Source organism: Sphingomonas sp. KR3-1 (genome assembly GCF_040049295.1).
GTDB lineage: Bacteria > Pseudomonadota > Alphaproteobacteria > Sphingomonadales > Sphingomonadaceae > Sphingomonas.
This window is the reverse complement of the sequence record NZ_JBDZDQ010000004.1, coordinates 311159-336816: the sequence shown is the minus strand read 5'-3', so window position 1 is coordinate 336816 and position 25658 is coordinate 311159. Positions and strand designations below refer to the sequence as shown.

General features: G+C 67.0%; 29 protein-coding genes. 13 read left to right on the top strand and 16 right to left on the bottom strand.

Annotation, left to right across the window (positions count from 1 at the left end; translation table 11 throughout):
• Nucleotides 1–59 precede the first annotated feature (59 nt).
• Nucleotides 60–1226, bottom strand: coding sequence for a glycosyltransferase (locus tag ABLE38_RS20805; protein ID WP_348976170.1), 1167 nt, complete (start codon nt 1224–1226; stop codon nt 60–62).
• Nucleotides 1227–1329: 103 nt separating this feature from the next.
• On the bottom strand, nt 1330–1689 hold the full coding sequence (locus ABLE38_RS20800) for a glycine zipper 2TM domain-containing protein (RefSeq protein ID WP_348976169.1): 360 nt from the start codon (nt 1687–1689) through the stop codon (nt 1330–1332).
• Nucleotides 1690–1786: 97 nt separating this feature from the next.
• Between ABLE38_RS20800 and ABLE38_RS20795 the strand changes: the two genes are divergently transcribed.
• Nucleotides 1787–2224: a cupin domain-containing protein gene (locus ABLE38_RS20795; protein ID WP_348976168.1), complete on the top strand. Its 438-nt coding sequence runs from the start codon at nt 1787–1789 to the stop codon at nt 2222–2224.
• 1096 nt (nt 2225–3320) lie between these two features.
• Here ABLE38_RS20795 and ABLE38_RS20790 read toward each other — a convergent pair.
• The 3 genes from ABLE38_RS20790 to ABLE38_RS20780 form a co-directional block, all read right to left on the bottom strand.
• Entirely contained in the window at nt 3321–3746 is a 426-nt protein-coding gene (locus ABLE38_RS20790; protein ID WP_348976167.1) for an OsmC family protein, read from the bottom strand.
• A gap of 72 nt (nt 3747–3818) precedes the next feature.
• Nucleotides 3819–4217, bottom strand: coding sequence for a glycine zipper 2TM domain-containing protein (locus ABLE38_RS20785; protein WP_348976166.1), 399 nt, complete (start codon nt 4215–4217; stop codon nt 3819–3821).
• A gap of 67 nt (nt 4218–4284) precedes the next feature.
• Nucleotides 4285–4737 (bottom strand): hypothetical protein, encoded by a 453-nt coding sequence (locus ABLE38_RS20780; RefSeq protein WP_348976165.1) that lies wholly within the window; start codon nt 4735–4737, stop codon nt 4285–4287.
• Nucleotides 4738–4924: 187 nt separating this feature from the next.
• Between ABLE38_RS20780 and ABLE38_RS20775 the strand changes: the two genes are divergently transcribed.
• On the top strand, nt 4925–5107 hold the full coding sequence (locus ABLE38_RS20775; protein WP_348976164.1) for a hypothetical protein: 183 nt from the start codon (nt 4925–4927) through the stop codon (nt 5105–5107).
• A gap of 43 nt (nt 5108–5150) precedes the next feature.
• Here ABLE38_RS20775 and ABLE38_RS20770 read toward each other — a convergent pair whose 3' ends face one another.
• The 4 genes from ABLE38_RS20770 to ABLE38_RS20755 all read right to left on the bottom strand — a co-directional run bounded on the left by ABLE38_RS20770 (nt 5151) and on the right by ABLE38_RS20755 (nt 7070).
• Nucleotides 5151–5306 carry a hypothetical protein gene (locus ABLE38_RS20770; protein WP_348976163.1) on the bottom strand — a complete coding sequence of 52 codons (156 nt, stop codon included), beginning with the start codon at nt 5304–5306 and terminating at the stop codon, nt 5151–5153.
• Complete coding sequence (locus ABLE38_RS20765) at nt 5303–5512, bottom strand: hypothetical protein (RefSeq protein ID WP_348976162.1); 210 nt, start codon at nt 5510–5512, stop codon at nt 5303–5305. Before ABLE38_RS20765 ends, ABLE38_RS20770 begins: the two co-directional genes overlap by 4 nt.
• 73 nt (nt 5513–5585) lie before the next feature.
• Nucleotides 5586–5798 carry a cold-shock protein gene (locus ABLE38_RS20760; RefSeq protein WP_348976161.1) on the bottom strand — a complete coding sequence of 71 codons (213 nt, stop codon included), beginning with the start codon at nt 5796–5798 and terminating at the stop codon, nt 5586–5588.
• A 147-nt stretch (nt 5799–5945) separates the two neighbouring features.
• Nucleotides 5946–7070, bottom strand: coding sequence for a hypothetical protein (locus ABLE38_RS20755; protein WP_348976160.1), 1125 nt, complete (start codon nt 7068–7070; stop codon nt 5946–5948).
• 178 nt (nt 7071–7248) lie between these two features.
• Here ABLE38_RS20755 and ABLE38_RS20750 point away from each other — a divergent pair, with 178 nt between their 5' ends.
• Both ABLE38_RS20750 and ABLE38_RS20745 read left to right on the top strand, forming a co-directional pair.
• Nucleotides 7249–8421 (top strand): hypothetical protein, encoded by a 1173-nt coding sequence (locus tag ABLE38_RS20750; protein ID WP_348976159.1) that lies wholly within the window; start codon nt 7249–7251, stop codon nt 8419–8421.
• A gap of 176 nt (nt 8422–8597) precedes the next feature.
• Nucleotides 8598–8855 (top strand): hypothetical protein, encoded by a 258-nt coding sequence (locus tag ABLE38_RS20745; protein ID WP_348976158.1) that lies wholly within the window; start codon nt 8598–8600, stop codon nt 8853–8855.
• 249 nt (nt 8856–9104) lie between these two features.
• On the opposite strand, the gene uvrA is transcribed toward ABLE38_RS20745, so the two are convergent.
• Nucleotides 9105–12056 carry an excinuclease ABC subunit UvrA gene (gene uvrA / locus ABLE38_RS20740; protein ID WP_348976157.1) on the bottom strand — a complete coding sequence of 984 codons (2952 nt, stop codon included), beginning with the start codon at nt 12054–12056 and terminating at the stop codon, nt 9105–9107.
• 188 nt (nt 12057–12244) lie between these two features.
• Here uvrA and ABLE38_RS20735 point away from each other — a divergent pair, with 188 nt between their 5' ends.
• From ABLE38_RS20735 to ABLE38_RS20720, 4 genes are all read left to right on the top strand, one after another.
• Nucleotides 12245–12556, top strand: coding sequence for a hypothetical protein (locus ABLE38_RS20735; protein WP_348976156.1), 312 nt, complete (start codon nt 12245–12247; stop codon nt 12554–12556).
• A gap of 14 nt (nt 12557–12570) precedes the next feature.
• Nucleotides 12571–13743 carry a hypothetical protein gene (locus tag ABLE38_RS20730; protein ID WP_348976155.1) on the top strand — a complete coding sequence of 391 codons (1173 nt, stop codon included), beginning with the start codon at nt 12571–12573 and terminating at the stop codon, nt 13741–13743.
• Between the two features lie 120 nt (nt 13744–13863).
• Nucleotides 13864–14247, top strand: coding sequence for a hypothetical protein (locus tag ABLE38_RS20725; RefSeq protein ID WP_348976154.1), 384 nt, complete (start codon nt 13864–13866; stop codon nt 14245–14247).
• Between the two features lie 213 nt (nt 14248–14460).
• Nucleotides 14461–15930, top strand: coding sequence for a hypothetical protein (locus ABLE38_RS20720; protein ID WP_348976153.1), 1470 nt, complete (start codon nt 14461–14463; stop codon nt 15928–15930).
• Between the two features lie 9 nt (nt 15931–15939).
• On the opposite strand, the gene ABLE38_RS20715 is transcribed toward ABLE38_RS20720, so the two are convergent.
• Entirely contained in the window at nt 15940–16392 is a 453-nt protein-coding gene (locus tag ABLE38_RS20715) for a vgr related protein (protein ID WP_348976152.1), read from the bottom strand.
• A gap of 88 nt (nt 16393–16480) precedes the next feature.
• Between ABLE38_RS20715 and ABLE38_RS20710 the strand changes: the two genes are divergently transcribed.
• Complete coding sequence (locus tag ABLE38_RS20710) at nt 16481–16909, top strand: DUF1801 domain-containing protein (protein WP_348976151.1); 429 nt, start codon at nt 16481–16483, stop codon at nt 16907–16909.
• Here the strand turns inward: ABLE38_RS20710 and ABLE38_RS20705 are convergent.
• The 5 genes from ABLE38_RS20705 to ABLE38_RS20685 all read right to left on the bottom strand — a co-directional run bounded on the left by ABLE38_RS20705 (nt 16906) and on the right by ABLE38_RS20685 (nt 21092).
• On the bottom strand, nt 16906–17442 hold the full coding sequence (locus tag ABLE38_RS20705) for a PH domain-containing protein (RefSeq protein ID WP_348976150.1): 537 nt from the start codon (nt 17440–17442) through the stop codon (nt 16906–16908). The genes ABLE38_RS20710 and ABLE38_RS20705 overlap by 4 nt on opposite strands.
• 57 nt (nt 17443–17499) lie before the next feature.
• The gene (locus ABLE38_RS20700) at nt 17500–18204 is read right to left on the bottom strand and encodes a hypothetical protein (protein WP_348976149.1); all 705 of its coding nucleotides are present in this window, start codon (nt 18202–18204) and stop codon (nt 17500–17502) included.
• On the bottom strand, nt 18201–18785 hold the full coding sequence (locus ABLE38_RS20695; protein WP_348976148.1) for a TadE/TadG family type IV pilus assembly protein: 585 nt from the start codon (nt 18783–18785) through the stop codon (nt 18201–18203). Before ABLE38_RS20695 ends, ABLE38_RS20700 begins: the two co-directional genes overlap by 4 nt.
• Nucleotides 18782–20509 carry a TadE/TadG family type IV pilus assembly protein gene (locus tag ABLE38_RS20690; RefSeq protein ID WP_348976147.1) on the bottom strand — a complete coding sequence of 576 codons (1728 nt, stop codon included), beginning with the start codon at nt 20507–20509 and terminating at the stop codon, nt 18782–18784. The genes ABLE38_RS20695 and ABLE38_RS20690 overlap by 4 nt, the downstream gene beginning before the upstream one ends.
• A gap of 142 nt (nt 20510–20651) precedes the next feature.
• Nucleotides 20652–21092 carry a copper chaperone PCu(A)C gene (locus ABLE38_RS20685; protein WP_348976146.1) on the bottom strand — a complete coding sequence of 147 codons (441 nt, stop codon included), beginning with the start codon at nt 21090–21092 and terminating at the stop codon, nt 20652–20654.
• Nucleotides 21093–21251: 159 nt separating this feature from the next.
• Here ABLE38_RS20685 and dnaK point away from each other — a divergent pair, with 159 nt between their 5' ends.
• From dnaK to ABLE38_RS20665, 4 genes are all read left to right on the top strand, one after another.
• Nucleotides 21252–23168: a molecular chaperone DnaK gene (gene dnaK / locus ABLE38_RS20680; protein WP_348976145.1), complete on the top strand. Its 1917-nt coding sequence runs from the start codon at nt 21252–21254 to the stop codon at nt 23166–23168.
• A gap of 132 nt (nt 23169–23300) precedes the next feature.
• A complete protein-coding gene (dnaJ, locus tag ABLE38_RS20675) occupies nt 23301–24425 on the top strand; it encodes a molecular chaperone DnaJ (RefSeq protein ID WP_348976144.1) in 1125 nt (374 codons plus the stop codon).
• 76 nt (nt 24426–24501) lie between these two features.
• Nucleotides 24502–25011, top strand: a complete 510-nt coding sequence (locus ABLE38_RS20670) for a hypothetical protein (RefSeq protein ID WP_348976143.1) — start codon at nt 24502–24504, stop codon at nt 25009–25011.
• A gap of 100 nt (nt 25012–25111) precedes the next feature.
• Nucleotides 25112–25480, top strand: a complete 369-nt coding sequence (locus tag ABLE38_RS20665; protein ID WP_348976142.1) for a glycine zipper 2TM domain-containing protein — start codon at nt 25112–25114, stop codon at nt 25478–25480.
• The last annotated feature ends 178 nt before the right edge of the window (nt 25481–25658 follow it).

The following is a 25658-nucleotide window of genomic DNA, read 5'->3' as shown; positions in this document are numbered from 1 at the left end:
TCCGTCACGCCCCGGACACAAACAGCGGGCGAGGCGCGGCGGTTCCCTCGGTTGCTCCCTCAGGGACGGACGAGGCGGGAGAGGAAGCCTTGGAGGCTGGCGCTGTTCGCGGCCCAGGTGAAGGGCTCGGCGACGGCGCGGGCGGCCGCCGCGGCAGGCGCATCGCTGATGATCTCGCCCAGCGCCGCGGCAAAGGCGGCGGGGGTGCGCGCGACGATCCGGCCGGCGGCGGGAGCGGTGACCACCTGGCGGGCGCCGCCGACATCGGGGATGACCACGGGGGTGCCGCTCGCCAGCGCTTCGAGCCAGGCATTGGCGAGGCCCTCGCGCTCCGAGGCGAGCGCCATCGCATCGGCGGCGGCGAGCGCGGCGGCGACGCGGTCGGGCGGAACCGAGCCGAGCAGTTTCACGCGGTCGCCCAGCCCCAGCCGGGCGATCTGCGCCTCAAGCCGTTTGCGGTCGCCGCCCTCGCCGGCAATCCACAGCTGCACGCCGGGGAGCGTGGCGACGGCGTCGATGACGATGTCATGCCCCTTGAGCGGGATCAGCGCGCCGAGCGAGACGATCAGCGGGCCGGCCACGCCGAGCGCGGCCTTGGCGGCGGCGCGGTCGCGCGGGGCGAAGCGGGTGAGGTCGACGCCAGTGGTGATCGTCTCGATCTTGTCGCCGGGAATGCCCATGGTGATCATGTCCTGGCGCATCGCCTCGCTGACCGCGAGCACGCCGTTCGCGGCCTGGCCGGCGGCGATGACCTGGGCGGAGGTGGCGGGGCGGCGGCCCCAGTCGTGGATGTCGGACCCCCGCGCCTTGATCGACACCGGCACGCCGAAGCGCCTGCCGAGCGCCACGGCGGCGGGGCCGTCGGGGAAGAAGAACTCGGCGGAGATCACGTCGAAGGCGAAGTCCTTGCGGATCTCGGCGAGCAGCGGGGTGAGCGCCGCGACCATGGCTCGGGCATGGAAGCGCCCGCCGGTGCCGGGAAGGTTGACGAAGCGCGGCCGGTGGACGGTGAGGCCGTGCCAGTCCTCGCGCTCCGGCAGCGCGGCAAGGGCGGCGTAGCGGGGCAGGCGGGCAAGCGGGCCGGGCGGCAGGCCGCGCGGCGCGACGATGCGGACCTCGACATCCCCCCGCTCGACCAGCGAGCGCGTCTGGCGCTCGACGAAGATGCCGAAATTGGGGCGCGACGCATCTGGGAACAGCGTCGAGAGGATGAGCACGCGGAGCATGCGCGCTGCTATAACGGGCAAGGGTTAATGTCCGGCGTGCCTTACGAAGGCGGCGCGCCCGGCTCGTTGACCGGGCGCGCCGCCATCCTCTCCTGCAGACCGGTTAGCGGCAGCTCTTCTTGCCGCTGCGCTCGATCTCGCGGCCGGCGACGGCGCCTGCGGCGGCGCCGAGCAGCGTGCCGACGGTACGGTCACCGCGCGTGTCGATCGAGCGGCCGACCAGCGCGCCGGCGACGCCGCCGACCACCAGGCCGGTGGTGCCGTCGGGCTTGCGGCAATAGTTGCGGCCGTCGCGGCCGCGCCACTCGCGATAGGCATAGCGCTTGCGGTAGCGCTGCGCCGGGGCGAACTCGCTGCCGATGCCAGCCTTGGCGACCGCGGCGGCATTGGCGGCAACCGGAACCACGCTCGCGGCCGGCACGGCGACGGCGAGCGCGCCGAGCGCCAGAATCAATTTACGCATGTCTCACTCCTGATGCACTTTTGGGCAAACCGGACACGTAACGTTCCGTGTGACGGGCAAGTTGCATGAACCTGAAACAACAAGGCAAGGGACCAGCATGGACGAAGCGAAGGCGATCATCGCGCAGCTGGGCCTCACCCCGCATCCCGAAGGCGGCTGGTACCGCGAGACCTGGCGGGCCGCGCCGGGCGTGGACGGGCGCGCCCGGGGCACGGCGATCCATTTCCTGCTCGAGCAGGGCCAGCGCTCGCGCTGGCACCGGGTCGATGCCGACGAACTCTGGCTGTGGCACGCCGGCAGCCCGCTCGAGCTCCACATCGCCGATGCCGAAGATGCGGATCCCGCAACTATCCGGCTTGGCGGCGACGTGACCCAAGGCTATGCGCCCCAGTGCCTGGTCCCGGCGAATCGCTGGCAGGCGACCGACGCGCCGCACGGATGGGCGCTGGTGAGCTGCATCGTCGTTCCGGGCTTCGAGTTTGCCGGGTTCGAATTGGCGCCTCAAAACTGGTCTCCAAGCAAGAATATTACCTAGTTCTCCACGTTATCCACAGTCTTCACAGGTCTGCAGGCCTATTTCGCACTTTGCGCGACTCGGGTTCGATGACACCATCATATCTGTAAGCAGGACGGTGCAGCGGCGGGAAACCAAAGCGAAATCAGAAACTTACACGGGCCGGAAACGGTGTTGGTGCCTTCGGGAAACCGCATTCGGGAACGGTTCGGGGATGCGAAGCCCCGGAAAGTCGCGAGGCCAAGGCGGTGCGCAAGCACAGCGGCAGCAACGAGGACGCCAGGGTTCGGATCGGCCGGAAGCGGCGCACGGCGCGCAAGCGACGTTGTGAAGCGAAGCGGAGGGCAGCACGCAAGTGTTGCGCGAAGTGGAAGGCAAGAGGCGGCGCGCAAGCGCAGCCCGACGTGGAAGCCGGGGATGGTGCGCAAGCGCAGTCCGCAGCTGAAACCGACGGTAGCACGCAAGTGCAGCCCCCTGTCGAGACGGCTGGGACGATGGACGGACCTGGTTCGCGGAAAGGGTGCGCAAGCGCCGGCTTCGGGAACGGAGGAACGACCCGCCAGGAGGATCGGCCAGCCGGAAGTGCCGCGCAAGCGGTTGCGAAAAGCGTGGAGGGGATCGCCCGGTGAAAAGCATCCAGCAAGGCTTCCGAATTCCGGCCCCCGGCCGGCGTGACGAAGCGGGCCGCCGAGGCTGGTAACCGCAGCTCTCCTTCGGGATGAGCGGACAACGGCCAGCCTCGACGACCGACCCGAAGCTCGCATGCCCTTGCCGGCGCGGGCCGAGGAGCCGCCGAAACCATGCCGAAGGTCCGTCCGGATCCACGGCAGCAGTCCGGCGACACGGGGCCTGGCAGCAATGCCGGGCCCCTTTTGCGTTTGGGCGGAACGGAGCGCCCGGCGCGGCGGCCGTGCGATTGCTGCGCGGCCCATCTGTTCCCTGGCGAGAGCCGGGGAACAGTATCGGCGCATTGGCAAAGGCGTTCCACCTCTCGAAAGACGTCGCAACTAGGCCCCGTCTTTCGCCGGGGAGCAGTTGGGATATTGGCTCGACATGTGCCACAGATTTAACCAATCAGGTTAAATCCAACATTGCAAGCGCCGGTCGGCGATCCGCGTCAGACCAAGGTCGCGTCGAGCTTGCTCTCGGCCTTGAGCAGCTTGGAGACCGGGCAATTGGCGTGGGCGCCCTCGGCGAGCGCCTCAAACTGCTCCTGGGCCAGGCCGGGGACGCTGGCCTTCAACGTCAGGTCCGAGCGGGTGATGCTGAAGCCGTCGCCGTCCTGCTCGAGCTTGACCGCCGCGCTGGTCTCCAGCGTGCCGTCGCTGAACCCGGCACGGGCCAAAGCGAAGCTCATCGCCATGGTGAAGCAGCCGGCATGGGCGGCGGCGATCAGTTCCTCGGGGTTGGTGCCCGGCTCATCGGCGAAACGGGTGTTGAAGCCGTAGAACTGGTCTGTGAGCACGCCCGACTGGGTGGTGATGTGCCCCTTGCCTTCCTTGCCGAAGCCTTCGTAGCGGGCGGTGGCGTTACGGGTCGTCATGTCCTGTCTCCCTTCATGGCCGGGCCCCTGATCTAGGGGACCCGGGGCCCGGCCGGAAGGTGCCCTTTCGGGTTAGCGGCAGCGCATCTCGCCCTTGTCGACCGAGTTGCCGACGGCGCCGCCCGCCGCCGCGCCGATCAGCGCGCCGAGCAGTTCCGAGCCGCCCGGCGCGATCACCGCGCCGAGCACGCCGCCCGCCGCAGCGCCGACCACCAGGCCGGTGGTGCCATCCGAGCGGCGGCAATAGTAACGGCCGTCCTGGCCACGATAGACCCGGTCGTTCCGGCTCAGCTGATGCTCGCGGTAGTTGCCGCCCTCACGATAATAGCGATCGGCATAATAGCCGCCGTAGGACGGATCGGGGCGGTTATAGTCGTAGCTCGAATAGCCATAGCTGCGCGGGCCGCTGTTATAGTCGGTGCAGCCGGCGAGCGACGTGGCCGCGGCCAGGCCAAGAATCAGGATACGCATGGTTTTCTCTCCGTGAACCCACTCTGACCGGGGGAATGCACAGGGCCGGGGAAAGGTTTCGCCAGCATCACGAAACGCTGTTGCCGAGCTGGGCCAGCGCCGGGCGGAACTGCTCGCGCTCCGCTGCCGGCACCGCGGCGGTGGGATCGGGGCGGAAGGCGTCGGGGGCGCGCTCCGAACCGTCCGGATGGCTGTCGCCGAGCAGGTCGGTGGGCACGGTGCCTTCCGCCGGGCGGCGGGTGACGAACCGGTAGAGCCCATAGGCCGCGGCACCGGCGGCGGCGAGCAGCGCGCCGACCGAGACCGGACCGATGCCCCGCGCTGCCGGCTGGGCGACGGCGGGCTTGGCAGCGGCGCGGCGGGCGGGAGCTTTGGTAGCGGGCTTGGTGGCGACCGACTTTGCAGAGGGCTTGGCCCCAGTCTTGGCCGCGGTCTTGCGGGTGCCCGACGCAGCGGCGCGGGTCCGCTTGGCGGGGGTGGCGGACTTGGACGGCGTGGCGGGGGTCTTGCGGGTTGCCATGGCAAATTCCTGTGCGGTTCGAGGGCTTTCCCGCTGAACCCACAGCCACCGCCGACTGTTCCGGAGCCGCACCGGACCGCCGCCATTTGCGGCGCCGCTGCCATTTGGGGCTCGGCGCGCCGCCACGGCCTGGGATAGGCTGGCGGCGGGGAACCTCGGGGTCGCCACATCATCCGAGGAGCAGGAAATGAGCGACAAGCAGACCCGGGCGCTGACCGTTGCACTGTGGGCGATCGCCGTGAATCTCAGCGTGCTGAGCCTCTCGGCACTCACCGCGCCGGCATCGCCACCGGGAACGGGCCGGGCATCGCCGGCCGAGGACCCGATGCGCTGCGACCGGGATTCCTGCTGGATCCGCGTGCCGCGATAGAAATGGGGGTGGGGCAAGATACCTGCCCCGGGGTTCTGGCCGCCTAGCCGAGCACTTCGAGTGCCGCGGCGCGGGCAATTGCGCGCTGATCGCTGGCTACGAGCGGGAAGAGGCGACGATGTGGCGGCACGAAAGCCTTGAAAGGCTGCTGGTTGCCGCGGGTAATCTGCGTTTCGTGGATATTGTCGAAAAAGTTCATGTAGTTTCCTGTTGGGGTTGCAAATGGGAAGCGGAGACCGCCTCGCGGGCAACGCGGGACGTGGCCGCCCGTTCCTGGCGGATCGCCATGTCGAGCCAAGCCGCCTCGGCCCGCAGATTGCGGTCGCGGACATTGTCCAGCGTGGAGGCATCGGCATCGGCGCGGCACTTTGCCGCCTGGGCCCGATAGTCGGGTTGATTGGCCAAGTCTGTTCTTCCTGATGTGCGGGAAAGGTGGGCGGCCCGAAGGCCGCCCGGGGTGCCGCCGCAGCGGCGCCGCTTATTCGGCGGGCGAGAGGTTCGACGCCGAGGGACGGCCGCGCTTGTCGTTCTCCAGCTCGTAGTTCACGCGCTGGTTCTGATCGAGCGAGCCGAGGCCCGAGCGCTCGACGGCAGAGATATGGACGAAATGGTCCTGGTTGCCGCCGTCGGGCGTGATGAAGCCGAAGCCCTTGGTGGCGTCGAAGAACTTGACGGTGCCGGTGTAGTTCATGGGAATATTCCTTCTGTTGTCGGTGCGCCCAGAATGGACGGACCTCGCGCTGCAAGGGGCAGAAAGAAGGAAGTAAGGGGCCGCAAAGCGCCGAAAACCGTCGATGTGCGACTGTAGCAGATGAGAGATGGGGCCCCGGTCTCGCCATTACAAGGGGTGCCGTTCATCGGGCGCCGCCTTTTCTGCGGATTCCTCCGCGAGTGCTTCGCCGGCGGACGGCGCGTCGGGCGATGCGGGCGATGCGAACGCGGCCTGCGCGGCGAACCAGCGATCGCGCGCCGCGCCCTCCTCGATGCGGCGGATGGCGATCTCGGCGCGATAGGGCAGCTCGACCACTTCCTCCTCCTCGGGCGCCAGCGCGCGCTCATAATCGTCGTCGCCATAGTCACCGGCCTCATAGCCGATGAAATCCTCGGGCGGCGGGAAGCTGGTGCGCCAGCAATCGGCCTGGTGATCCCACCAGACCTGGTCGTCGAGCCCGGGGGCGCCGGCAAAATCTTGAATCTCTTGACTCGTCTGCGCGGGCGCGGGCGCGGGCGGGGCGAGCGCGACCAGCCCGGCGGCCTCGGCCCGGTTCCAGTCGGCGCCCGACCAGGTCGCGCGGGCGGCGGGATCGAGATCGGCGAGCGGCTCGGCGAGATCGGTGTGGGTGCGCAGCCAGGTATCGGCGCGGGCGAGGGCGCGCAGCGGGGCGAGGTCGTCCTCGCTGGCAGGCGCGATTGACTGGGCGAGCAGCAGCCCGGCGCGCGCAGGGCCTGCCTCCTGCGCGATCAGCTCGACATAGCCGGCGAAATCCTGCGCGGCGAGGCGCGCGGCGGCATGGGTGGTCTCGCGCGCCGCACGATCGGCCATGCGATCGAGCCGGGCGAGCATCGCCATGCCGAGGCGATTGTCGTGCCGGTGCCGCTCGACTTCGCTGCCGTCGGCGCGGGTGATCGTCTCGACCGTGCCGTGATAGGCACGCTCCATCAGCATGTCCGCCAGCGTGTCGCGCGACTGGAGCACCGCCGCCTGCCAGCCGATCTTGAACTGCACGCCCTTGGCCGAGAGGCGGAAGGCATAGGCCGACTGCTTGGACAGCCCGACCAGCCGGCAGGCCTGGTCGACGGTCAGCCCCTCGGCAAGCGCCTGGAGGAAGGTGGCCTGCTTCTCCCCCGACCAGCCGGCGATGCGCTGCGACGGGGTGGTGGCATATTCGTGGAAGGGCGTGTCGGGGAGGTGGCCGTCATTGAGCGGGATGCCGGCGGGGATCGGGGGGAATTGCAGTGCCATCGGTCTGGTCCTCTCGTCTGGAGTCGGGGGAGGACCGTTCAGATATGCTGGAATGGGGGTTGTAGGACAGCGATTTGTTTATGGTTTGTTCCAATCCCTCCGGTTCGGCGCAGCTTTGCCTTGTGTCAGCGACACCTCTCAGGGAGCCTATTCTTGTGTTATCGTCCGGGAGGTACTTATGGCTGTAAAGCGAACCTGCTTTGTGATATCTCCGATTGGCGCTGACGGCAGCGAGATACGCGCAAGAGCGAATGATTTTCTTGAGTTGCTGGCCGAGCCCGCCTTGCAGATGTTCTCGTTCGACGTAATTCGAGCTGACAAAATACAGCAAGCTACCGCAATCACCGGCGATATCATCAGGCTGGTCCAGGAATCGGATCTCTGTCTTATCGACCTGACGGATAGCAATCCCAATGTCTTCTACGAATGTGGGCGACGACATGAGACTGGCAAGCCGTTCATTCAACTTGTTGCGAAGGGGCATGAAGGCGCGCTTCCCTTCGATGTCGCAGGAATAAGGACAATAATTTATGACCTTGATTCGCCGCGGGAAGCGCTTCGATCGGTAAAGGAACTTCAGGGCTTTATTCAACTTATTATCGATGCGGGCTTTACGATAGGCAATCCAGGTGAGTCGCTGGCCGCGATGTCCCAGAGTATCGAGAGAATTGAGAGAAAGGTTAACCTTCTCGTTGAAGGTGGTGGCGGGCGGCAGGCCAATGCCGCGGGCGGAGGAAGAAGTCTAGAGGACTATATGCTTCCGCCTTCTGCTGTGTTCATGAAGGCGATCCGCGAAGGAAACCTTGATCGGGCCTTTTCCGCCGCACAGCGGCTGAAGGGCAAAGACACGCCCGAATATGCAAGCTTGTTGCTGGTTCTCGCTTCTGCGGGTCAGGAAAGAGCCTACCTGTTGTTGAGCGACCTCGTTTCGGAGGAAATTGCCAAGGGGGCATTCGACGAGGTGTCGACAAAAACCTTGATGATGTCCATTGGCGGCGTGAAAAAGTATTTCGAAGAATTGGGTACGGAGGACAAGGCTGTTACGTATTTGAACGATCTTGTTGTAAAGATCATGGATATGGATGGCAGTGGCGGCGTAATTTCTTTTATATATAATCAGTTGGGTATTATCTATGCGGGAAAAGACGAGTCTAAATCGATAGAGTACACGCTATTGGCCATAAAGTATAATAAAGAAGAGCCTGCTTATATATATAATTTGTGTCTAAGTTATGAAAGGGTAGGAGATGTAAATAATTTGAATAAGTGGTTGAAGAAGCTTGGTGAAATGGACGTAGGGGATGACGAAGATCATGCAGCCCTGCTTAGAAAATATGGCTTCGGTACATAGCATAATTGTATAATATTGTGGAATAGTCTGGCTTACAAGAGCGGCCTGACCACCATTACCTGTACGAACGTCGAGATCGGGCTCGGCCCCACCGACCCCACCGGCCCCACCGGCCCCACCGGCCCCACCGGCCCCACCGGCCCCGCCATGATCCGCTTGGTCCTCCCGCGGGTCGGATGTTTGACGTCAAGTGTGATTTTCTGGCGGCGCCAGCTGGTCCGGGCAAAGGTGAGTGGCGGCAGATTTACAAGCGCGCGGAAAAGGACATAGGACTGGTCAGCTTGATCCCTCGCAAAGCCGCGAAGATATACACCAGCGGTATACTTCAGATCAGCGCGGCAAGCCGGTTCCGCCCGCCACGCGAAAGCGGAGCTTCAGTCGTTCGCCGCCATTTCGGCTTCGAGCGCTTCCTTCTCGCTCAGCTCGATCGGTAGCGACTCGTTCCCGGCAACGGGTCATTGACGCAGTTCGGCGAGGTGGTTGCGGGTATCGAGTGGGCCGCCGAAACGCGATGGGTCTTGTGAGTTGGTCACGCTGCGCTCGCCCGGCGCAGTGGAGGCGGGGCTTGGCAGCAGAAGGGGCGGGGCGTCATGGGAGATTTGAGCGAATCCGGGGCGGGGCTTCCGCGGCCCGTTCCGTCACGCCCCTCTCCCCGCGAGCGAGCGGGGAGAGGGAGAATGGACTCACTCCGCCGCCACCGTCTCCCGAACCTTCCCCTTCCCCAGCAACGGCGCCAGATACTTCCCCGTGAAGCTCCGCGGCTCCTTCACCACCTGCTCCGGCGTGCCCTGGGCGACGATCTCGCCGCCCTTGACGCCGCCTTCGGGGCCCAGGTCCAGGATCCAGTCCGCGGTCTTGATGACGTCGAGATTGTGCTCGATCACCACCACGGTGTTGCCCTGCTCGACCAGCGCGTGGAGCACTTCGAGCAGCTTGCGGACGTCCTCGAAATGCAGGCCGGTGGTGGGCTCGTCGAGGATGTAGAGCGTGTTGCCGGTGGCGCGGCGGGCGAGTTCCTTGGCGAGCTTGACGCGCTGGGCCTCGCCGCCGCTGAGGGTGGTCGCCTGCTGGCCGACCTTGACGTAGCCCAGGCCGACTTCGGCCAGCATCGCCATCTTGTCGCGGATCGGCGGGACGGCCTTGAAGAACTCGACCGCGTCCTCGACGGTCATGTCGAGCACGTCGGCGATGCTCTTGCCCTTGAACTTCACTTCGAGGGTTTCGCGATTGTAGCGCGCGCCGTGGCAGACGTCGCAGGTGACATAGACGTCGGGGAGGAAGTGCATCTCGATCTTGAGCACGCCGTCGCCCTGGCAGGCCTCGCAGCGGCCGCCCTTGACGTTGAAGCTGAAGCGGCCGGGCTTGTAGCCGCGCGCCTGCGCCTCGGGCAGGCCGGCGAACCAGTCGCGGATGGAGGTGAAGGCGCCGGTATACGTGGCCGGGTTCGAGCGCGGGGTGCGGCCGATCGGCGACTGGTCGATGTCGATCACCTTGTCGAGATATTGCAGGCCGGTGATCTTGTCGTGCTTGCCGGCGAGGACGCGGGCGCCGTTGAGCTGGCGCGCGGCGGCGGCGTAGAGCGTGTCGATCGTGAAGCTCGACTTGCCCGAGCCCGAGACGCCGGTGATGCAGGTGAAGGTGCCGAGCGGGATCGACGCGGTGACGCCGCGCAGGTTGTTGGCGGTGGCGTTCTCGACCGTCAGCTTCTTGCCGGTGCCCTTGCGGCGCTTGGCCGGCAGCGGGACCTCACGGGTGCCGTTGAGATAATCGGCGGTGACGCTGCCGGTGGTGTTGAGGATCTCGTCGAGCGTGCCGCGCGCGACGACGTCGCCGCCATGGACGCCGGCGCCGGGGCCCATGTCGAGGATATAGTCGGCGCTGCGGATCGCATCCTCGTCATGCTCGACGACGATGACGGTGTTGCCGAGATCGCGCAGGCGGCGGAGCGTGGCGAGCAGCATGTCGTTGTCGCGCTGGTGGAGGCCGATGCTCGGCTCGTCGAGCACGTAGAGGACACCTGAGAGTCCTGATCCTATCTGGCTGGCGAGGCGGATGCGCTGGCTCTCGCCGCCCGAGAGCGTGCCCGAGGTGCGGTTGAGGTTGAGATAGTCGAGGCCGACATTGTTGAGGAAGCCGAGCCGCTCGTCGATCTCCTTGAGGATCGCGCGGGCGATCTCCCGCTGCTGGTCGGTGAGCGTGGCGGGGAGCTTCTCGAACCAGGCGAGCGCATCGACCACCGAGAGGCGGGTGGCGTGGCTGATGTCCTCGCCGGCGATCTTGACGGCTAGCGCCTCGGGCTTGAGGCGGGCGCCGTGGCAGACCTCGCAGGGATGTGCGGCCTGATACTTGCTCAGCTCCTCGCGCATCCAGGCGGACTCGGTCTGCAGCATGCGGCGGTTGAGGTTGCCGATCACGCCCTCGAACGGCTTCTTCACGTCGTACGACTTGCGGCCGTCGACAAAGGTGAGGGTGACCGGCTTGCCGCCGGTGCCGTGGAGGATGACCAGCTGGACCTCACCGGGCAGGTCGCGCCACGGCGTGTCGAGGCTGAAGCCGAACTCGCGGGCGAGCGAGCCGAGCACCTGCATGTAATAGGGCGAGGGCGGGTTGGACTTGGCCCAGGGCACGATCGCGCCCTTCTTGATCGTCAGGTCGTGGTTGGGGACGACCAGGTCCTCGTCGAACACCAGCTTCTCGCCCAGGCCGTCACAGGCCGGGCAGGCGCCCTGGGGCGCGTTGAACGAGAACAGGCGGGGCTCGATCTCGGGGATGGTGAAGCCGGAGACCGGGCAGGCGAACTTCTCGGAGAAGACGATGCGGTTGTCCGGAATGCCGGTGCCCTTCATCGCGCCGCCGGTGACGTTGAACTCGCTGCGCGCCTCGGCGACGCGGTTGCCGGCGAGCTCGGCGACCGTGGTGTCGACCAGGTCGACATAGGCCAGCCCCTCGGCGAGCTTGAGCGCGGTCTCGAAGCTTTCCGCCAGGCGGGTGCCGATGCTGTCCGACACGACGAGGCGATCGACCACCACTTCGATGTCGTGCTTGTACTTCTTGTCGAGCGCCGGGGCTTCCTCGATCAGATAGGTCTCGCCGTCGATGCGGACGCGCTGGAAGCCGGCGCGCTGCCACTCGGCGAGCTCCTTCCTGTACTCGCCCTTGCGGCCGCGGACGACGGGGGCGAGGAGGAGCAGGCGGGTGCCCTCGGGCAGCGCGAGGACGCGGTCGACCATCTGGCTGACGGTCTGCGCGCTGATCGGCAGGCCGGTGACGGGCGAGTAAGGCACGCCGACGCGCGCCCAGAGCAGGCGCATGTAATCATAGATCTCGGTGACGGTGGCGACCGTCGAGCGCGGATTGCGCGAGGTCGTCTTCTGCTCGATCGAGATGGCGGGCGACAGGCCCTCGATATGATCGACATCGGGCTTCTGCATCAGCTCGAGGAACTGGCGGGCATAGGCCGAGAGCGACTCGACATAGCGGCGCTGGCCCTCGGCATAGATGGTGTCGAAGGCGAGCGAGGATTTGCCGCTGCCCGACAGGCCGGTGATCACCGTCAGCGTGTCGCGCGGGATGTCGACATCGACTCCCTTCAGATTGTGCTCGCGGGCGCCACGGACGGAGATGTGAGTAAGCATGCGGGGACCAACCGTTCCAGATTTGTTCTTAGTATAGGAAGCGCGTGAGGCAGGTCAACGCGCGAGACGCGATGTGGGTGCGGCGCGGGCGCGGGGCAAGGGGAGCGGTTGTTGCGGGGGCGTGATGGCCGTCACGCGTGCTCGGCGTCGAAAGGGTTAGTTCTGCGGTATCACTAAGGAGAACCGCCATGCCGGACACTATCGAGCTGAAGGTCAAGGTATCGGACAAGGACCGTATCAAGGCCTATTCCTTCGCTTATGACGCTGACCGAGTGTCGTCCGAGAACCCGGTGCTGCCGATAATCATGAACAACGGTTCCGGCGCCTTCCAAGTGCGGCCGGGCGAGCCCGGTCGCCTCATCTGGGGCATGCGTGGCGACGAGGGCGGCAGCATGAAGGTAGAGCTGCTGCGCGACGGCACGGTGATCCAGAGCCGCGAAAAGTCGACGATCCCGCCCGGCGAGACGCGGGCGATCGACTTTTTCGACATCACGCTTTGAAACGGGAGGAGAACGTGTCCAAGCGCTTCGCCCTTGTCCTGGCAGCCCTCACGCCGGCCACCGCGCTGGCGCAGCAAGCGCCGCCGCCCGAGGAAAATGACAGCTCGCTTCTTACCCCCACCGGTGAACTGGCCGGGGATAACGCCCGCCAGGCGACCTTCGACATGATCGTCGCGGATCGGACTGCCGACGGCCCGGGCTATGGCAACCACGCGCCCGCAGTGCAGCCTGAATTCGCGCTGGTGGCGACCGACGACAAGAAGCAGGCAAGTGTCTCCTTGTCGTTCGACCTGAGCAACCCGTTCGGCGGGAATGGCCTTTCGCATACTGCGCTGACCCTGACGGGTACGACCGACCTCGCCAAGAATGGCGCGACGAGCTTTGGTGACTTTGCGAGCGGTCTGACCGGAGGAACCAGCATCGAACTGGGCTTCACGCATTATTCGGGGCGGTTCGCACCGCAGGACCTCGACTATGCGCCCGTACAGAAAGCGGTCGATAATTGCCGCGCCGAGCATACAGGCGCTGCCGATCTGGCGACCCTGTGCGATCCGTCGAAGTACAAGACCGGCGCATCAATGTTCGTGCACGAATATAATCGCGCCGGATTGCGCCGGTTTCTCAACTCCGGGTTGCCTGGTGGAATCGAATTCTTCGGCATCAAGGGCAGGGCGACCCAGACCGATTTCACGTATCTCGATCAGGCGGCCTTCGCGACAAAAGACGTCTCGCGTTTCGGCTTTACCCTGACTGCCCTGTATGGCGAATTGTTTGCTTCAGGCAGGACTTCGCTGGCGACGTCATTCACCTATGGGCGGAGTGACAAGGCCGATGACGAGATCATGCTATGCCAGGCGGTCAATGCGACGCAGACGCGTTGCATCACCGCCGCCGGCGGGCCGCCGAAACGCAAGACGCGTAGCGTCCTTTCGGTGGAGTTGCGGCAAGCATTTGGCCCCAGCGGCAAGTCGACGAGGTTCGGGCTGGCGCCGCTATTGAGCCTGGACTTCGAGAACAAGGATTTCGCCGCCGACTTGCCGATCTATCTGGTTGGAGACGGCGTCGGGAAGCTCCGGGGCGGCATCCGCATCACTTACGAGAACACGAGGCGGGCTTCGGGCGGCCGCGAAGAAGACGTGAAGTTCGGCGCCTTCGTGGGCGTGCCCTTCTCGCTGTTCTTCAACTGATCTTTGGCAACGAACTCTCGGATGAAGGGCGACGGGCTGAGCCTGGGCCACGGGTGAATCGACGCTTCCGGACGGAAGAGCGGCTTCGGCTGGCGCGTAAGCAAGATTGGGAGGACGAATATGGCAGAGAAAATTACGCCCTTCGGGGAATTTTGCGGTGATTATCTCGCGACCGCGGCTGGGTTCGCACATTGGGGTCGGATCTTCCTCATAGCTGCATTTGTCGCCGCGGCGGTCTATGCCCTGATCGAGGCCTATAAGCGGTGGAAAACACCCGTCACCCGGACCGACGGCAGCAGGTTGGTCGATGGGGCGATCACGGGGTTGCCGATCAAGGACTTGGCCGATGCCCTGCGTGAGCTCGTCGTCGCGCTTGCTACCGCGCCGGTATGGCTCGCGATGATGGCGGTCGGCATCTTCGCCCTATGGGCGGCAGGCACGCTGGTGCCGGACAAGTGCACGCTTGCCGACAGCTACAAGCCGGTGCCCGCCGCTTCGAAATAGCCTCGTCTATCCCCCTTCGCTCCCATCGGCGAAGGGCCGGCACGGCCCGCTCCTCGATCCGGCGGGCCGCGCCGGTCGTCCGCCGCGCGCCTCCCTAGGGTGCGCGGCGGACCATCTTGGCCGGCGCGACTTTCCTTTCGCAATGCTGCACCGTCATTTCACTTGCCGTTCAGCGGCGGAGGCGGAAGCTGGCGGCACAGTGGGAGAGAGGCCATGCGGTTCGAGAGGATGATCAGGCTGGCGGCGCTGGCGGGCGCGGCTTTGGTGGTGGTGCCGGGTGCGGCGGGCGCGGCGCCGGTGGCGGCGATCGGCCAGGCGATGCAGCAGCAGGCGGACGGCGACTATCAGTGGATCGACCAGGCCGATGCGCTGTGGGACGCGATCGGCGATGCGCCGCCCGACCTCGCCTTTGCCTTCGAGGGGCAGGAGCCCTGGGCCTGGCAGACCGCCGATGGCTATACCATTATCGTCGAGGATGCCGGCGAGGGCGGGATCCGCAGCTATTATTTCGCGCCGGGCGAGGACGGGCCGTTCCTCGCGGTCGAGCCGGGCAACAGCTTCGCCTATCAGCGCGGCCGGCTGGTGATGGTCTATGATGCGGACGGCGAGGCCGCGCCGCGCGCCGAGTTCGGCGATTATGACGATTCGGCAGGCGACCTGTTCGCGCGCGGCGAGGCGCTGCGCGCGGCGATGAACCCGCGCGACTATCGCCCGGTCGATGCCGATGCCTGGATCGATGCGAGCCCCTATCTCTTCGGCTTCCTCCAGATCTGGGACGAGGGGCGCAGCCGCTATCCGGGCTGGGCGAGCTACCACCGGCGCAGCGACGCGGCCGCCTGGCGCCGCCGCTTCGAGGCGGAGCAGCGCCGCCGCCGCGGGCTCTCCGAGCAGTTCCAGCACTGGCGCGCGGGCGGCTTCCAGGGGCCGCCGCTGGGGCATTTCCATGCGCCGACGCGGCCCGGCCAGCCGGGCAGGCCCGGGGCCGGGCGCCCGCCGCAGCCGGGCTCGGGCTGGTCGCACCAGCCGGGCGGGCGGCCGGGCCAGCCCGGGCGGCCGGGCGGACCGGGGACCAACCCGCCGCGACCCGGTGGGCCGGGAAGCGGGCCGCGTCCGGGTTGGCCTGGCGCCGCGCCCGGCATGCCGATGCCAACGCCCCCGGTGGTGACGCGCCCCGACGGCTCGCCCGACTGGCGCCGCGGCCGCCCGCGGACGATGCCGGCGCCGGCGACGATCCCCGATGCTGGCGCTTCGGAGCCAACGGCGCCGCGGCCCGATGCGCGTCCGCCGCGCACTCGGCCCGATGGCAGCGGCTGGCAGCGGCCGATGCCGACCCCGCCGGTCGCAGCACCTGCACCGCCGGTGGTGAGCGCCGCACCGCCGGTCGCGGTCGAGCGCCCGCCGGCGCCGCGCCCGCGGCCCGAAGGGGGGTGGCAGCGCCCGTCCGCGCCTTCGGGTGGCGAGACGCCGCGACCGCAATTCCGCCCGCGGCCCAGCTATACCCCGGCGCCGAGCGCGCAGCCCGCGCCTGCGCCGCGCGCTAGCCCGCCTCCAACGGTGTCGGCACCGCCATCGCGCCCGAGCTATACGCCGCCGCCGCGGAGCGCCCCGCCAGCGCGCAGTGCCCCGCCGCCGTCGCGCCCGGCCCCGCCGCCGCCACACACGCAAAAGGCGCCCGAGGACTAGGTCCGTGCCCTAGAAGGGCAGCAGCGCCGCATAGTCGCCAAGCGGCGCGGCGCCGGGAACCTCGGCGCCGCGCCGCAGCAGGAAGGCGTGGCGGACGATCTCGGCCTGCTGCTCGATGCCGTAGCGCGCGAACGGCCGGCCGGGCTCGAGGGCGTAGGCATAGCGGCAAAAGGGGTGGCGCTGGAGCGGCAGGAACATGCCCGACTGGTGCTGCCAGACATGGACGAGCTCGTGGACGAACAGCCCCTGCAGCGCGAGCGGGGCCTGGCTGAAATCGTCGCGGTAGAGGCCCGAGGCGGGGTTGAAATGGATCGTGCCGAGCGGCGCCATCGTGGTGTTCCGCGGCTGGAAGAACGCCCATTTGCGGTTGGCGACGCCGGCGCGGGCGGGATCGAGCGCCGTGCCGAACACGCTGTGGGCGAGTTCGGCCTCGCCGGGCGTGAGGGAGCGGGTTTGCGACATCGGCCCTAGATGGCGCGCCGGGCCGGGCTTGTCATCCAGGCGCCGGCGCGCTGTGATACAAGCCCCGGGCAGGATCGGAGGCTGCGACTTGGACGTGCGGGAAGAAATCGAGCGCTATGTCGCCGGCCAGCCCGAGCCCAAGCAGGGCGACCTGCGGGCGCTGCACGCGCTCGTCCTGCGGATGCTGCCCTCCGGCCGATTGTGGTTCCTGGACGGGCGGAACGAGGCGGGCAAGATCGTCTCCAATCCCAATATCGGCTATGGGTCGCGTGTCATCGACTATGCCGATGGCAGCAGCCGGGAATTCTACCAGATCGGGCTGAGCGCGAACACGGCGGGAATATCGGTCTATATCCTCGGCATCGCGGACAGGACGTATCTGGCGGAGACGTTCGGCGCGCGCCTCGGCAAGGCAAGGGTGACCGGCTATTGCATCCGGTTCAAGGCGCTGAAGGATATCGATATCGGGGTGCTCGAGGCCGTGATGCGCCACGGGATCGAGAGCCGGGAGCCCTAGCCCGAAGGCGGCTCGCCCAGCCCCTCCTGGACCATGTCGATCTCGCGGACGCCGCGGCTGAGGCGGGCGGTGTTGACCAGTTCGCGCAGGCGCTCGCGGCGGATGCGGGCGCGGGCGACGTTGCGGATGACCAGCGGCGCGTCGCGGGTGGTCTCGTCGGACGAGGTGATGCTGATCGTGCCGATATCGGCGAGCTGGTTGATGATCGAGAAGTCGATGCGGACGTCCTTGACCCGGTAGAGCTCGATCTCGTCGATCGACTTCTGGACGATGCCCTTGTGGAGGATCAGCCGGTCGTCGGTGATCTCGTAGGCGATGCCGAGATTCTCGAACCATTTGAGGACGAGGACGACCAGCGCGACGGCGAGCAGCAGCGGCGCTACCCAGGCGGCGCCGACCAAGGTGCCCTGGGCGAGGAAATAGAAGCTGCCGACCAGCCCGGCGACGAACAGGAAGCAGGTGCCCCAGCCGGCGAGCGTGCCGAGCAGCCAGCCGAGCGTGGAAGAGCGGAAACGGTCCAGGACTTGCGGCATCGGGGCCCTCCCTCGGGTTGATCGCGGGAGGATAGCGCCGATCACCGGCGCGGCAACTCAACTCGTATATTTGTCGCAGGTCGAGCGGGTCGCGGCGGGCGACGGGTTGAACAGCTGCGAGAGGTCGCGCCGGTCGCGGACCAGGAACGAGGCGACATAGTGGAGCTTGATCGGCCCCATGAAGGTGCTGCCGAACAGCCGCTGATAGTCGTAGTTCACTTCGACGAAGATCAGCGCCGCGCCGCTCGAGGCGCTGACCACCGCGCCGGGATCGCCCATGCCGGTGGAGGTGGTGCCGGCATTGGCCTTGGTCGCATCGGTGCCGGCTGCGACGCTGGTGGTGCCGTAACTCGAATCATAGCCGGTGCCGCTCTTCATGCCGAAGCAGCGCTGCCAGTGGATGCGCTGGACGGGGGCGGTGTCGTAGCTCTGCTGGATATTCTCGAGGCTGGAGAGGATGACGCGGCCATTGGTGCCGAGGCCGAGCGCCTGGCCCTGGAGGCGGGCGGCCTGGAGCGCGTTGTTGATGTCGAGCTCGCGCAGCTGGACGGTGGAGAGCGAGGTCATCAGGCCCATGCGCGAGCCGTTGTCGGCCAGGTTGCCGGCGATCTGGCTGACGCGCAGATTGGCGATGGCGAGGTTGGCGCTCTCGACGCCGTAGCAGCCGAGCGCGAGCACCACCGGCAGCGCCAGCGCGAATTCGAGCATGGCGAGGCCGGCGCGGTCGCGCGCGAGGCGGCGGAAGAAGGCGAGGCGCGTCATGTGCAGATCGTCGGGGGCGAGGGGGTGCTCTGGGTGGCGTAGGGCTGGTTCATCAGCGTGGTGCTGGCGGTCAGCGTCGCGGTGCCGGGCCAGCCGAACAGCCGGGTGACCGGGAACAGCCGGCTATAGGTGACCGCGGCGGTGTAGACCGTCGCATCGTTGGCGCCGCCCTGGCCGGTGCGGCCGGCATCGGCATCCCATTGGCCGTTGCCGTTGACGTCGGTGTAGCATTCGCCGGCGTTGCGCACGCCATTGCCATTGGTGTCGACAAAGGGCTCGGGCGCGATCGTGCTGAAGCTCGAATAGCTGAGCCGGGTCGGATAGCCGCTGGCGAAGGTGGCGCGCGGGGCGACGGCGTTGACCTGGGCGAGCACCTTGGCATCGATCGTCGCCGGGGTGGCGCCCTGGATCGCGCTGTCGCGCCCGGCCTTCTGCACCGCGCCGGTGAGCACCGACTGGACATAGGCCTGATAGCCGAGCTCCATCATGCCCATCATCAGCACGAGCATCACCGGCAGCACCATCGCGAACTCGACCAGCGTCGCACCGCGGGAGTCGCGGAGGAGGCGGGCAAGCCTCACTGCGACACCCGCAGCATCGCGACCTGCTTGGCGATGTTGGCAAAGGCAGTCGACAGGCCTGAGCCGGTGGTGGTGAAGAGCGCCTGGTTGGTGGTGGTGGCGCAGGACTTCATCTCGGTGGTGGCCGAGGAATCGATCGTCACCGTCCACACCTGGATGTTGCGCGACTTGGCCGCGGTGCATTCCGCCAGGAAGCGGGCATTGTGATAGGATTTGAGGTTGGTGAAGTCGCCGCCGCTCACCCGCCGGTCGTAATATTCATTGCCGTACATGCCGTAGACGCCGGTGTTGGGCGCCATGTCGCCATCGGTGAGGAACACGATGACGCGGTTGGGCGCCTGGCGCGCGGGCCAGGCGGCGGTGTCGCTCGCGAAGATGCCCGAGGGCGAGATCATCCGCGTGCCCCAGATCATGCCGACATCGTGATAGGTGCCGCCGATCGGGCGGAAGTCCGCCGCGTTGACGAAGTTGGACACCTGGGTGCGCGTCATCACGTCGAGCCGCGAGACCGGCTTGCCGCACGAGACATAGCCCGACTGGTAATAGGGCGTGGTGCCGATGTTCGGATGGCTGGAGCTGTCGCCGGTCGAGGTCGCGGTGGCGGTGCTGGCGTAATTGTTGCGGGCGTAGAACAGCTCGGGCCACATCGGCTTCCACTGCGTGTCGATATTGGTGCCCGGCACCAGATCGGGATCGAGATCGGCGGGCAGCGCCGACTGGCTGAAGCTGGTGGTGCCGGCGGTGGTCGCGCGCTCCTCGATGCAGCCGGTCCAGCGGCTGGTGGCGCCGGTGGTCTTGCTCGGATCGGTCACCGCATTGCCCGCGACGAAGTTGCGCACGTCGAAATTGAGCTGCTGGTACTTCCAGGTCGGCTGGCCGAGCAGGCTGCCGGTCTGGGTGCGCGATTCATAGTTCCACTGGCTGTTCGCGCTGCCCGAGCCGCCGACCATGTAGCTCGGCGAGATCTCCATGATCGCCTTCCCGGCGTTCACCGTCGAGGTGTAGGTGACGAAGCCGTAGCGGATATGGGTGGACGGATCGGCGGCCGAGGCCATCGTATCATAGAAGCTGAGCACCGCCGAGCGCAGCGCCGCGATGCGCGAGCCGCTCTTCTCGGGGACGTAATAGGCGGTGCCGCCCGGATAGCCGGCGACGCTGTCATTGCCGCTGGCGGTGCCGTCCGCCGGGCGCGTGTAGCTCGTCGTGCCGGCCGAGCCGACATAGTTGTTGCAAGTGGTGTCGTCGTCGCTCGGCAGGCAGGCCATCGAGCCGGTGGTGTCGAGCACGAAGATCACGTCGGTATCGGCGACGTCGTAGCTCGCCTGGCAGGTGACGGTGATCGTCTGGTTCGAGAAGCCGAACATCGACATCACGGTCATCGGCACGGTCGCGGTGGCGGTGCCCGAGACCTGCGCGTCCGAGGTCTTGGCCGGCGTGAAGCTGGCGGCGGTGGTCTTGAACCAGCCGGTGCGGAAATTGTTGTTGAAGAAGGTCTGCGCCTGGGCGGTGGCGGTCGAATCGAGCGTGGTGTTGGTGAGCGAGGTGTCGGTCATCGACTTGCGGCCGGCGAGCACGCCGGCGTCGCACGCCTGCTGGAGCCGAGCCTTGACGACGTAGAGCCGCGCACTGTCGACCGCGCTGCCGCAAAAGGCCGCGAGCGGGATCAGCATCGCCGCCATCAACACCAGGGTGTTGCCGCGCTTGTCGCGCGCGAGACGCGCCATGAACCCCGAGGGCTTTAGCCGAACCTGCTCCACCGAACGCTCCGCACCGGGACCGGATACGGTCCGCCAATCAGAGCGGTTTTCTGCTTAAAATCGAAAGAGGTAGTTGCCGGGGCCCTCGGGAATTCTACCCCAAGTAGTGTTACGGAAGCGGAGCCGGATCGCCGGCGCCGACCACCTTCGCCTCGAGGTGCAGCGTCGTGCCGCTGGCGAAGGAGAGGGTGAGCGGGACCTTCTGGCCGGGCTTCACCGCCGGGCCGATCGAGAACAGCATGACGTGCTTGCCGCCGGGAGCGAAGGCGAGCTTTTCGCCGGCGGGGAGCGCGACGTCCTTCAGCGGCGTCATCGCCATCATGCCATGGTCGCCCTTCATGCTCTCGTGCATTTCGGCGCGCAGCGCGGCAGGGGTGGAAACCGCGAGCAGCGTGTCGGGCTTCGCCCCGCCGTGGAGCGCGAAATAGGCCGCGCCGGGCTGGCCGGCGACGGCGGGAAGCCGCACCCAGGCGCCCTCCGCGGTCAATTCGCCCTTGGGCGCGCAGGCGCAAAGTGCCGCCGCGATCGTCATCGCCGAAATCAGGCGCATTCAATTCCTCCCATTTCGGGAAGGTCCTTAGAAAGCGCGCCTTCTTGCGGCAAGCGCGCGGCCACCTATATCGCCGTTCGGGAAGGTTCTCCGCGCTGCCTCGAAGCAGGGGCGTGGGGGCCAATTGTTTGATTTAGGACTGGGGGCCAACGAGGGAACATGGCTAAAGTAATCGGTATCGATCTGGGCACTACCAACAGCTGCGTCGCAGTGATGGAGGGCGGCAAGCCCAAGGTGATCGAGAATGTGGAAGGCGCGCGCACCACGCCGTCGATCGTCGCCTTCGCCAAGGACGGCGAGCGCCTGATCGGGCAGCCGGCCAAGCGCCAGGCAGTGACCAATCCGGACAACACGGTGTTCGCGGTGAAGCGCCTGATCGGCCGCCGCTTCGACGACCCCGTGACCAAGAAGGACACCGAGCTGGTGCCCTACACCATCGTGCGCGGCTCCAATGGAGACGCCTGGGTGCAGGCCGGCGGCGAGGATTATTCGCCGTCGCAGATCAGCGCCTTCATCCTGCAGAAGATGAAGGAAACCGCCGAGAGCTATCTGGGCGAGAACGTCACCCAGGCGGTGATCACCGTGCCGGCATATTTCAACGACGCGCAGCGCCAGGCGACCAAGGACGCCGGCAAGATCGCGGGCCTGGAAGTGCTGCGCATCATCAACGAGCCGACGGCGGCGGCGCTCGCCTACGGCCTCGAGAAGAACGACGGCAAGACCATCGCGGTCTATGACCTTGGCGGCGGCACGTTCGACATCTCGGTGCTCGAGATCGGCGACGGCGTGTTCGAGGTGAAGGCCACGAACGGTGATACGTTCCTGGGCGGCGAGGACTTCGACGCCAAGCTGGTGCAGTTCCTGGCCGAGGACTTCAAGAAGGCCGAGGGCATCGACCTCACCAAGGACAAGCTCGCGCTGCAGCGGCTGAAGGAAGCCGCCGAGAAGGCCAAGATCGAGCTTTCGAGCGCGCAGACCACCGAAGTGAACCTGCCCTTCATCACCGCCGACGCCAATGGGCCGAAGCACCTGGTGAAGAACATCAACCGCGCCGAGCTGGAGCGCCTCGTCGAGGACCTGATCCAGCGCACGCTCGAGCCGTGCCGCAAGGCGCTGGCCGACGCTGGCGTCAAGGGCTCGGCGATCGACGAAGTGGTGCTGGTCGGCGGCATGACCCGCATGCCCAAGGTCCGCCAGATCGTGAAGGAGTTCTTCGGCAAGGAGCCGCACACCGGCGTGAACCCCGATGAGGTGGTCGCGATCGGTGCCGCCATCCAGGCCGGCGTGCTGCAGGGCGACGTCAAGGACGTGCTGCTGCTCGACGTCACGCCGCTGTCGCTCGGCATCGAGACGCTGGGTGGTGTATTCACCCGCATGATCGACCGCAACACGACGATCCCGACCAAGAAGAGCCAGGTCTATTCGACTGCCGACGACAATCAGCAGGCGGTGACGATCCGCGTCTTCCAGGGCGAGCGCGAGATGGCGGCGGACAACAAGATGCTCGGCCAGTTCGACCTGGTCGGCATTCCGCCGGCGCCGCGCGGCGTGCCGCAGATCGAAGTGACCTTCGACATCGATGCCAATGGCCTGGTCAATGTGTCGGCCAAGGACAAGGGCACCGGCAAGGAGCAGCAGATCCGCATCCAGGCCTCGGGCGGTCTTTCGGACAGCGACATCGAGCAGATGGTCCGCGACGCCGAGAGCTTTGCCGAGGACGACAAGAAGCGCCGTGCCGCGGCCGAGGCGAAGAACAACGCCGAGAGCCTGGTCCACACCACCGAGCGCCAGCTCCAGGAGAATGGCGACAAGGTCGACGCTTCGCTGAAGGCGGAGATCGAGGCGGCGGTTGCCGAGACCAAGGCTGCGATCGAGAGCGGCGACGCCGACGACATGCAGGCCAAGAGCCAGAACCTCGCCCAGGTGGCGATGAAGCTCGGCCAGGCGATCTACGACAAGCAGCAGCAGGCCGAGGCTTCGCCCCAGGGCGGCGCCGACGCGGCTGCGGGGAACGAAGCGGGCGGCGAGGAAGTCGTCGATGCGGAATTCTCCGAGGTGGACGACAACAAGGCGTAACTTAACTTCCCTCCCTCTCCCCGTGCGCGGGGGGAGGGCCGGGGAGAGGGGGAGTGGGGCGGCAATGCGAGTTTCTAGCGGCGTGCCCTTCTCCCGACCCTCTCTCCGCGAGCGGGGAGAGGGCTCTAATTGATGACCACCGAAGTCGATTTCTACGAGCTGCTCGAAGTCGAGCGCACCGCGGACGAGGCCACGCTCAAGTCCGCCTATCGCAAGCTCGCGATCAAATACCATCCGGACAAGAATGCCGGCTGCAAGGACCATGAGGCCAAGTTCAAGGCGATCAACGAAGCCTATGACTGCCTTAAGGACCCGCAGAAGCGCGCGGCCTATGACCGGTTCGGCCATGCCGCCTTCAGGAACGGCATGGGCGGCGGTGGCGGCGGCCACGGCGCGCAGGATTTCGGCGCGTTCAGCGACATCTTCGAAAGCGTGTTCGGCGAGTTCATGGGCGGTGCCCGGGGCGGCGGCCGGCCGCAGCGCCGCGGCGCGGACCTGCGCTACGACATGGAGATCAGCCTCGAGGACGCGTTCCACGGGACGACGAGCGAGATCACCGTCGACGTCTCCGGCCATTGCGACAGCTGCGAGGGCACCGGCGCCAAGCCGGGCACCAAGGCGACCCAGTGCAAATATTGCGGCGGGCACGGCAAGGTGCGCGCGCAGCAGGGTTTCTTCATGGTCGAGCGCGCCTGCCAGCATTGCCACGGCGCCGGCGAAGTGATCGACGAGCCGTGCCGCGACTGCCGCGGCGAGGGCCGCACCGACAAGACCAAGACGCTCAAGATCAACGTGCCGCCCGGCGTCGACGAAGGCACGCGCATCCGCCTGCAGGGCGAGGGCGAGGCAGGGGCGCGCGGCGCGCCGGCGGGCGACCTCTACATCTTCCTGCACGTCAAGAAGCACGGCATCTTCGAGCGCGAGGGCACCAATTTGTTCGCGCACGCGCCGATCAGCTTCACCACCGCGGCGCTGGGCGGCGAGATCGTCATCCCCGGGCTCGACGGCGAGAAGCATGTCGTCAAGATCGCCGCGGGCACGCAGAGCGGCCGCGAAGTGCGCCAGCGCGGCGCCGGCATGCCGGTGCTGCAGGGGCGCGGGCGCGGCGACCTGGTCGTCGAGCTCGTCGTCGAGATGCCGACCAAGCTGACCGCGAAGCAGCGCGAGCTGCTCGAGGAATTCCGCGCGACCGAGACGGGCGACGAATGCCCGCAGGCGACGGGCTTCTTCGCCAAGTTGAAGGCCGCGCTGGGGTGAACCGCCGGCCCTGACGGGAATGAAACGCCCCCTTCGCCGCGCGCGGAGGGGGCTTTTTCATGCTATTCGCCTGCGCATGCCCCGCCGCTCGCGCCTGATCCCGCTCGCCTGCACGCTGGCGGTGGCGGACGTGCTGTTCCTCGGCTGGCGCTGGCGCCAGGACAGCCTGCCCAATGCCGATGTCACCTATGTCGGGCTCGATTCGAGTGAGATGATCGTGGATGCCGATGCTGCGGCGCTCAGCCTGCAGGCGGGGCACTGGCGCCTGGGCGATCGGCCGCTTGCCGATGTCGGGGAATATGCGAAGGGCGTGGCCGCGGAAGGGCATATGCCGCTGGTGACGGCGCCGAGCTATGGCCAGTTCCTGCGCTCGGTCCGCGACCTGAAGGCGCGCAAGATCTGCCACATCCTGATCCGGGAAGGCGGCACGATCATCAAGGCCGCGCCCACGCCGGAGGTGCCCGTTTGGGACGAGCTCAGCATTCCCGCGCTCCTGCTATGCGGTGAGAGCGATAGCGACATGGGCTTCCATGGCACCCTGCCCCCTGACGGGCCGATCCACCTGCCGGCGACTTCGTTACGTTAACGTAAGCTGCAAACCCAGTTCAGCATCGCCTCAGCCCGACTCGCCTAGAAGGGTCCTCAACACCGGTGCCCCGGGTACCGGCCAGAAGAGGAGAAAGATCATGAACAAGACGCTTCTGGGCCTTGCGGCCGTGGCCGTTGCCCTTCCCGCCCTGCCGTCGTCGGCGATGGCGCAGAATTATGGTGGCGGCTACCGCGACCATGGCCGCTACGAGCGCAGCTACGACAATCGTGGCTATGACCGCGGCTATTACAACGGCCCGACCTGGCGCGGGCGCGACGGCCGCAACTATTGCCGCCGTTCGGATGGCACCACCGGCCTGTTGCTGGGCGGCGTCGCCGGTGCGCTCGTCGGCCGCAGCATCGACCGCTATGGCGACCGCACCCCCGGCACGCTGCTCGGTGCGCTCGGCGGCGCGCTGGTCGGCCAGGCGATCGACAAGGACAATGGCGGCCGCCGCTGCCGCTAAATCCTGAACCTGGTTCAGCATGAGGGGCCCGGTGGAAACGCCGGGCCCTTTCTCTTGGGATGAGGCCCTACCTCTCGTTACCCCGGCCTTGTCCCGGGGATCAACCGGGCCGCACCTGCGGCGCTCGCGTATCTCGCGTTGCACGCGCCTCCCGGAGGACCCCGGAACAAGTCCGGAG

Coding starts and splice junctions, on each gene's coding strand:
- ABLE38_RS20805 (WP_348976170.1), bottom strand. CDS start 1,226: ATGCTCCGCGTGCTCATCCTCTCGACGCTGTTCCCAGATGCGTCGCGC.
- ABLE38_RS20800 (WP_348976169.1), bottom strand. CDS start 1,689: ATGCGTAAATTGATTCTGGCGCTCGGCGCGCTCGCCGTCGCCGTGCCG.
- ABLE38_RS20795 (WP_348976168.1), top strand. CDS start 1,787: ATGGACGAAGCGAAGGCGATCATCGCGCAGCTGGGCCTCACCCCGCAT.
- ABLE38_RS20790 (WP_348976167.1), bottom strand. CDS start 3,746: ATGACGACCCGTAACGCCACCGCCCGCTACGAAGGCTTCGGCAAGGAA.
- ABLE38_RS20785 (WP_348976166.1), bottom strand. CDS start 4,217: ATGCGTATCCTGATTCTTGGCCTGGCCGCGGCCACGTCGCTCGCCGGC.
- ABLE38_RS20780 (WP_348976165.1), bottom strand. CDS start 4,737: ATGGCAACCCGCAAGACCCCCGCCACGCCGTCCAAGTCCGCCACCCCC.
- ABLE38_RS20775 (WP_348976164.1), top strand. CDS start 4,925: ATGAGCGACAAGCAGACCCGGGCGCTGACCGTTGCACTGTGGGCGATC.
- ABLE38_RS20770 (WP_348976163.1), bottom strand. CDS start 5,306: ATGAACTTTTTCGACAATATCCACGAAACGCAGATTACCCGCGGCAAC.
- ABLE38_RS20760 (WP_348976161.1), bottom strand. CDS start 5,798: ATGAACTACACCGGCACCGTCAAGTTCTTCGACGCCACCAAGGGCTTC.
- ABLE38_RS20755 (WP_348976160.1), bottom strand. CDS start 7,070: ATGGCACTGCAATTCCCCCCGATCCCCGCCGGCATCCCGCTCAATGAC.
- ABLE38_RS20750 (WP_348976159.1), top strand. CDS start 7,249: ATGGCTGTAAAGCGAACCTGCTTTGTGATATCTCCGATTGGCGCTGAC.
- ABLE38_RS20745 (WP_348976158.1), top strand. CDS start 8,598: ATGTTTGACGTCAAGTGTGATTTTCTGGCGGCGCCAGCTGGTCCGGGC.
- uvrA (WP_348976157.1), bottom strand. CDS start 12,056: ATGCTTACTCACATCTCCGTCCGTGGCGCCCGCGAGCACAATCTGAAG.
- ABLE38_RS20735 (WP_348976156.1), top strand. CDS start 12,245: ATGCCGGACACTATCGAGCTGAAGGTCAAGGTATCGGACAAGGACCGT.
- ABLE38_RS20725 (WP_348976154.1), top strand. CDS start 13,864: ATGGCAGAGAAAATTACGCCCTTCGGGGAATTTTGCGGTGATTATCTC.
- ABLE38_RS20720 (WP_348976153.1), top strand. CDS start 14,461: ATGCGGTTCGAGAGGATGATCAGGCTGGCGGCGCTGGCGGGCGCGGCT.
- ABLE38_RS20715 (WP_348976152.1), bottom strand. CDS start 16,392: ATGTCGCAAACCCGCTCCCTCACGCCCGGCGAGGCCGAACTCGCCCAC.
- ABLE38_RS20705 (WP_348976150.1), bottom strand. CDS start 17,442: ATGCCGCAAGTCCTGGACCGTTTCCGCTCTTCCACGCTCGGCTGGCTG.
- ABLE38_RS20700 (WP_348976149.1), bottom strand. CDS start 18,204: ATGACGCGCCTCGCCTTCTTCCGCCGCCTCGCGCGCGACCGCGCCGGC.
- ABLE38_RS20690 (WP_348976147.1), bottom strand. CDS start 20,509: ATGGCGCGTCTCGCGCGCGACAAGCGCGGCAACACCCTGGTGTTGATG.
- ABLE38_RS20685 (WP_348976146.1), bottom strand. CDS start 21,092: ATGCGCCTGATTTCGGCGATGACGATCGCGGCGGCACTTTGCGCCTGC.
- dnaK (WP_348976145.1), top strand. CDS start 21,252: ATGGCTAAAGTAATCGGTATCGATCTGGGCACTACCAACAGCTGCGTC.
- dnaJ (WP_348976144.1), top strand. CDS start 23,301: ATGACCACCGAAGTCGATTTCTACGAGCTGCTCGAAGTCGAGCGCACC.
- ABLE38_RS20670 (WP_348976143.1), top strand. CDS start 24,502: ATGCCCCGCCGCTCGCGCCTGATCCCGCTCGCCTGCACGCTGGCGGTG.
- ABLE38_RS20665 (WP_348976142.1), top strand. CDS start 25,112: ATGAACAAGACGCTTCTGGGCCTTGCGGCCGTGGCCGTTGCCCTTCCC.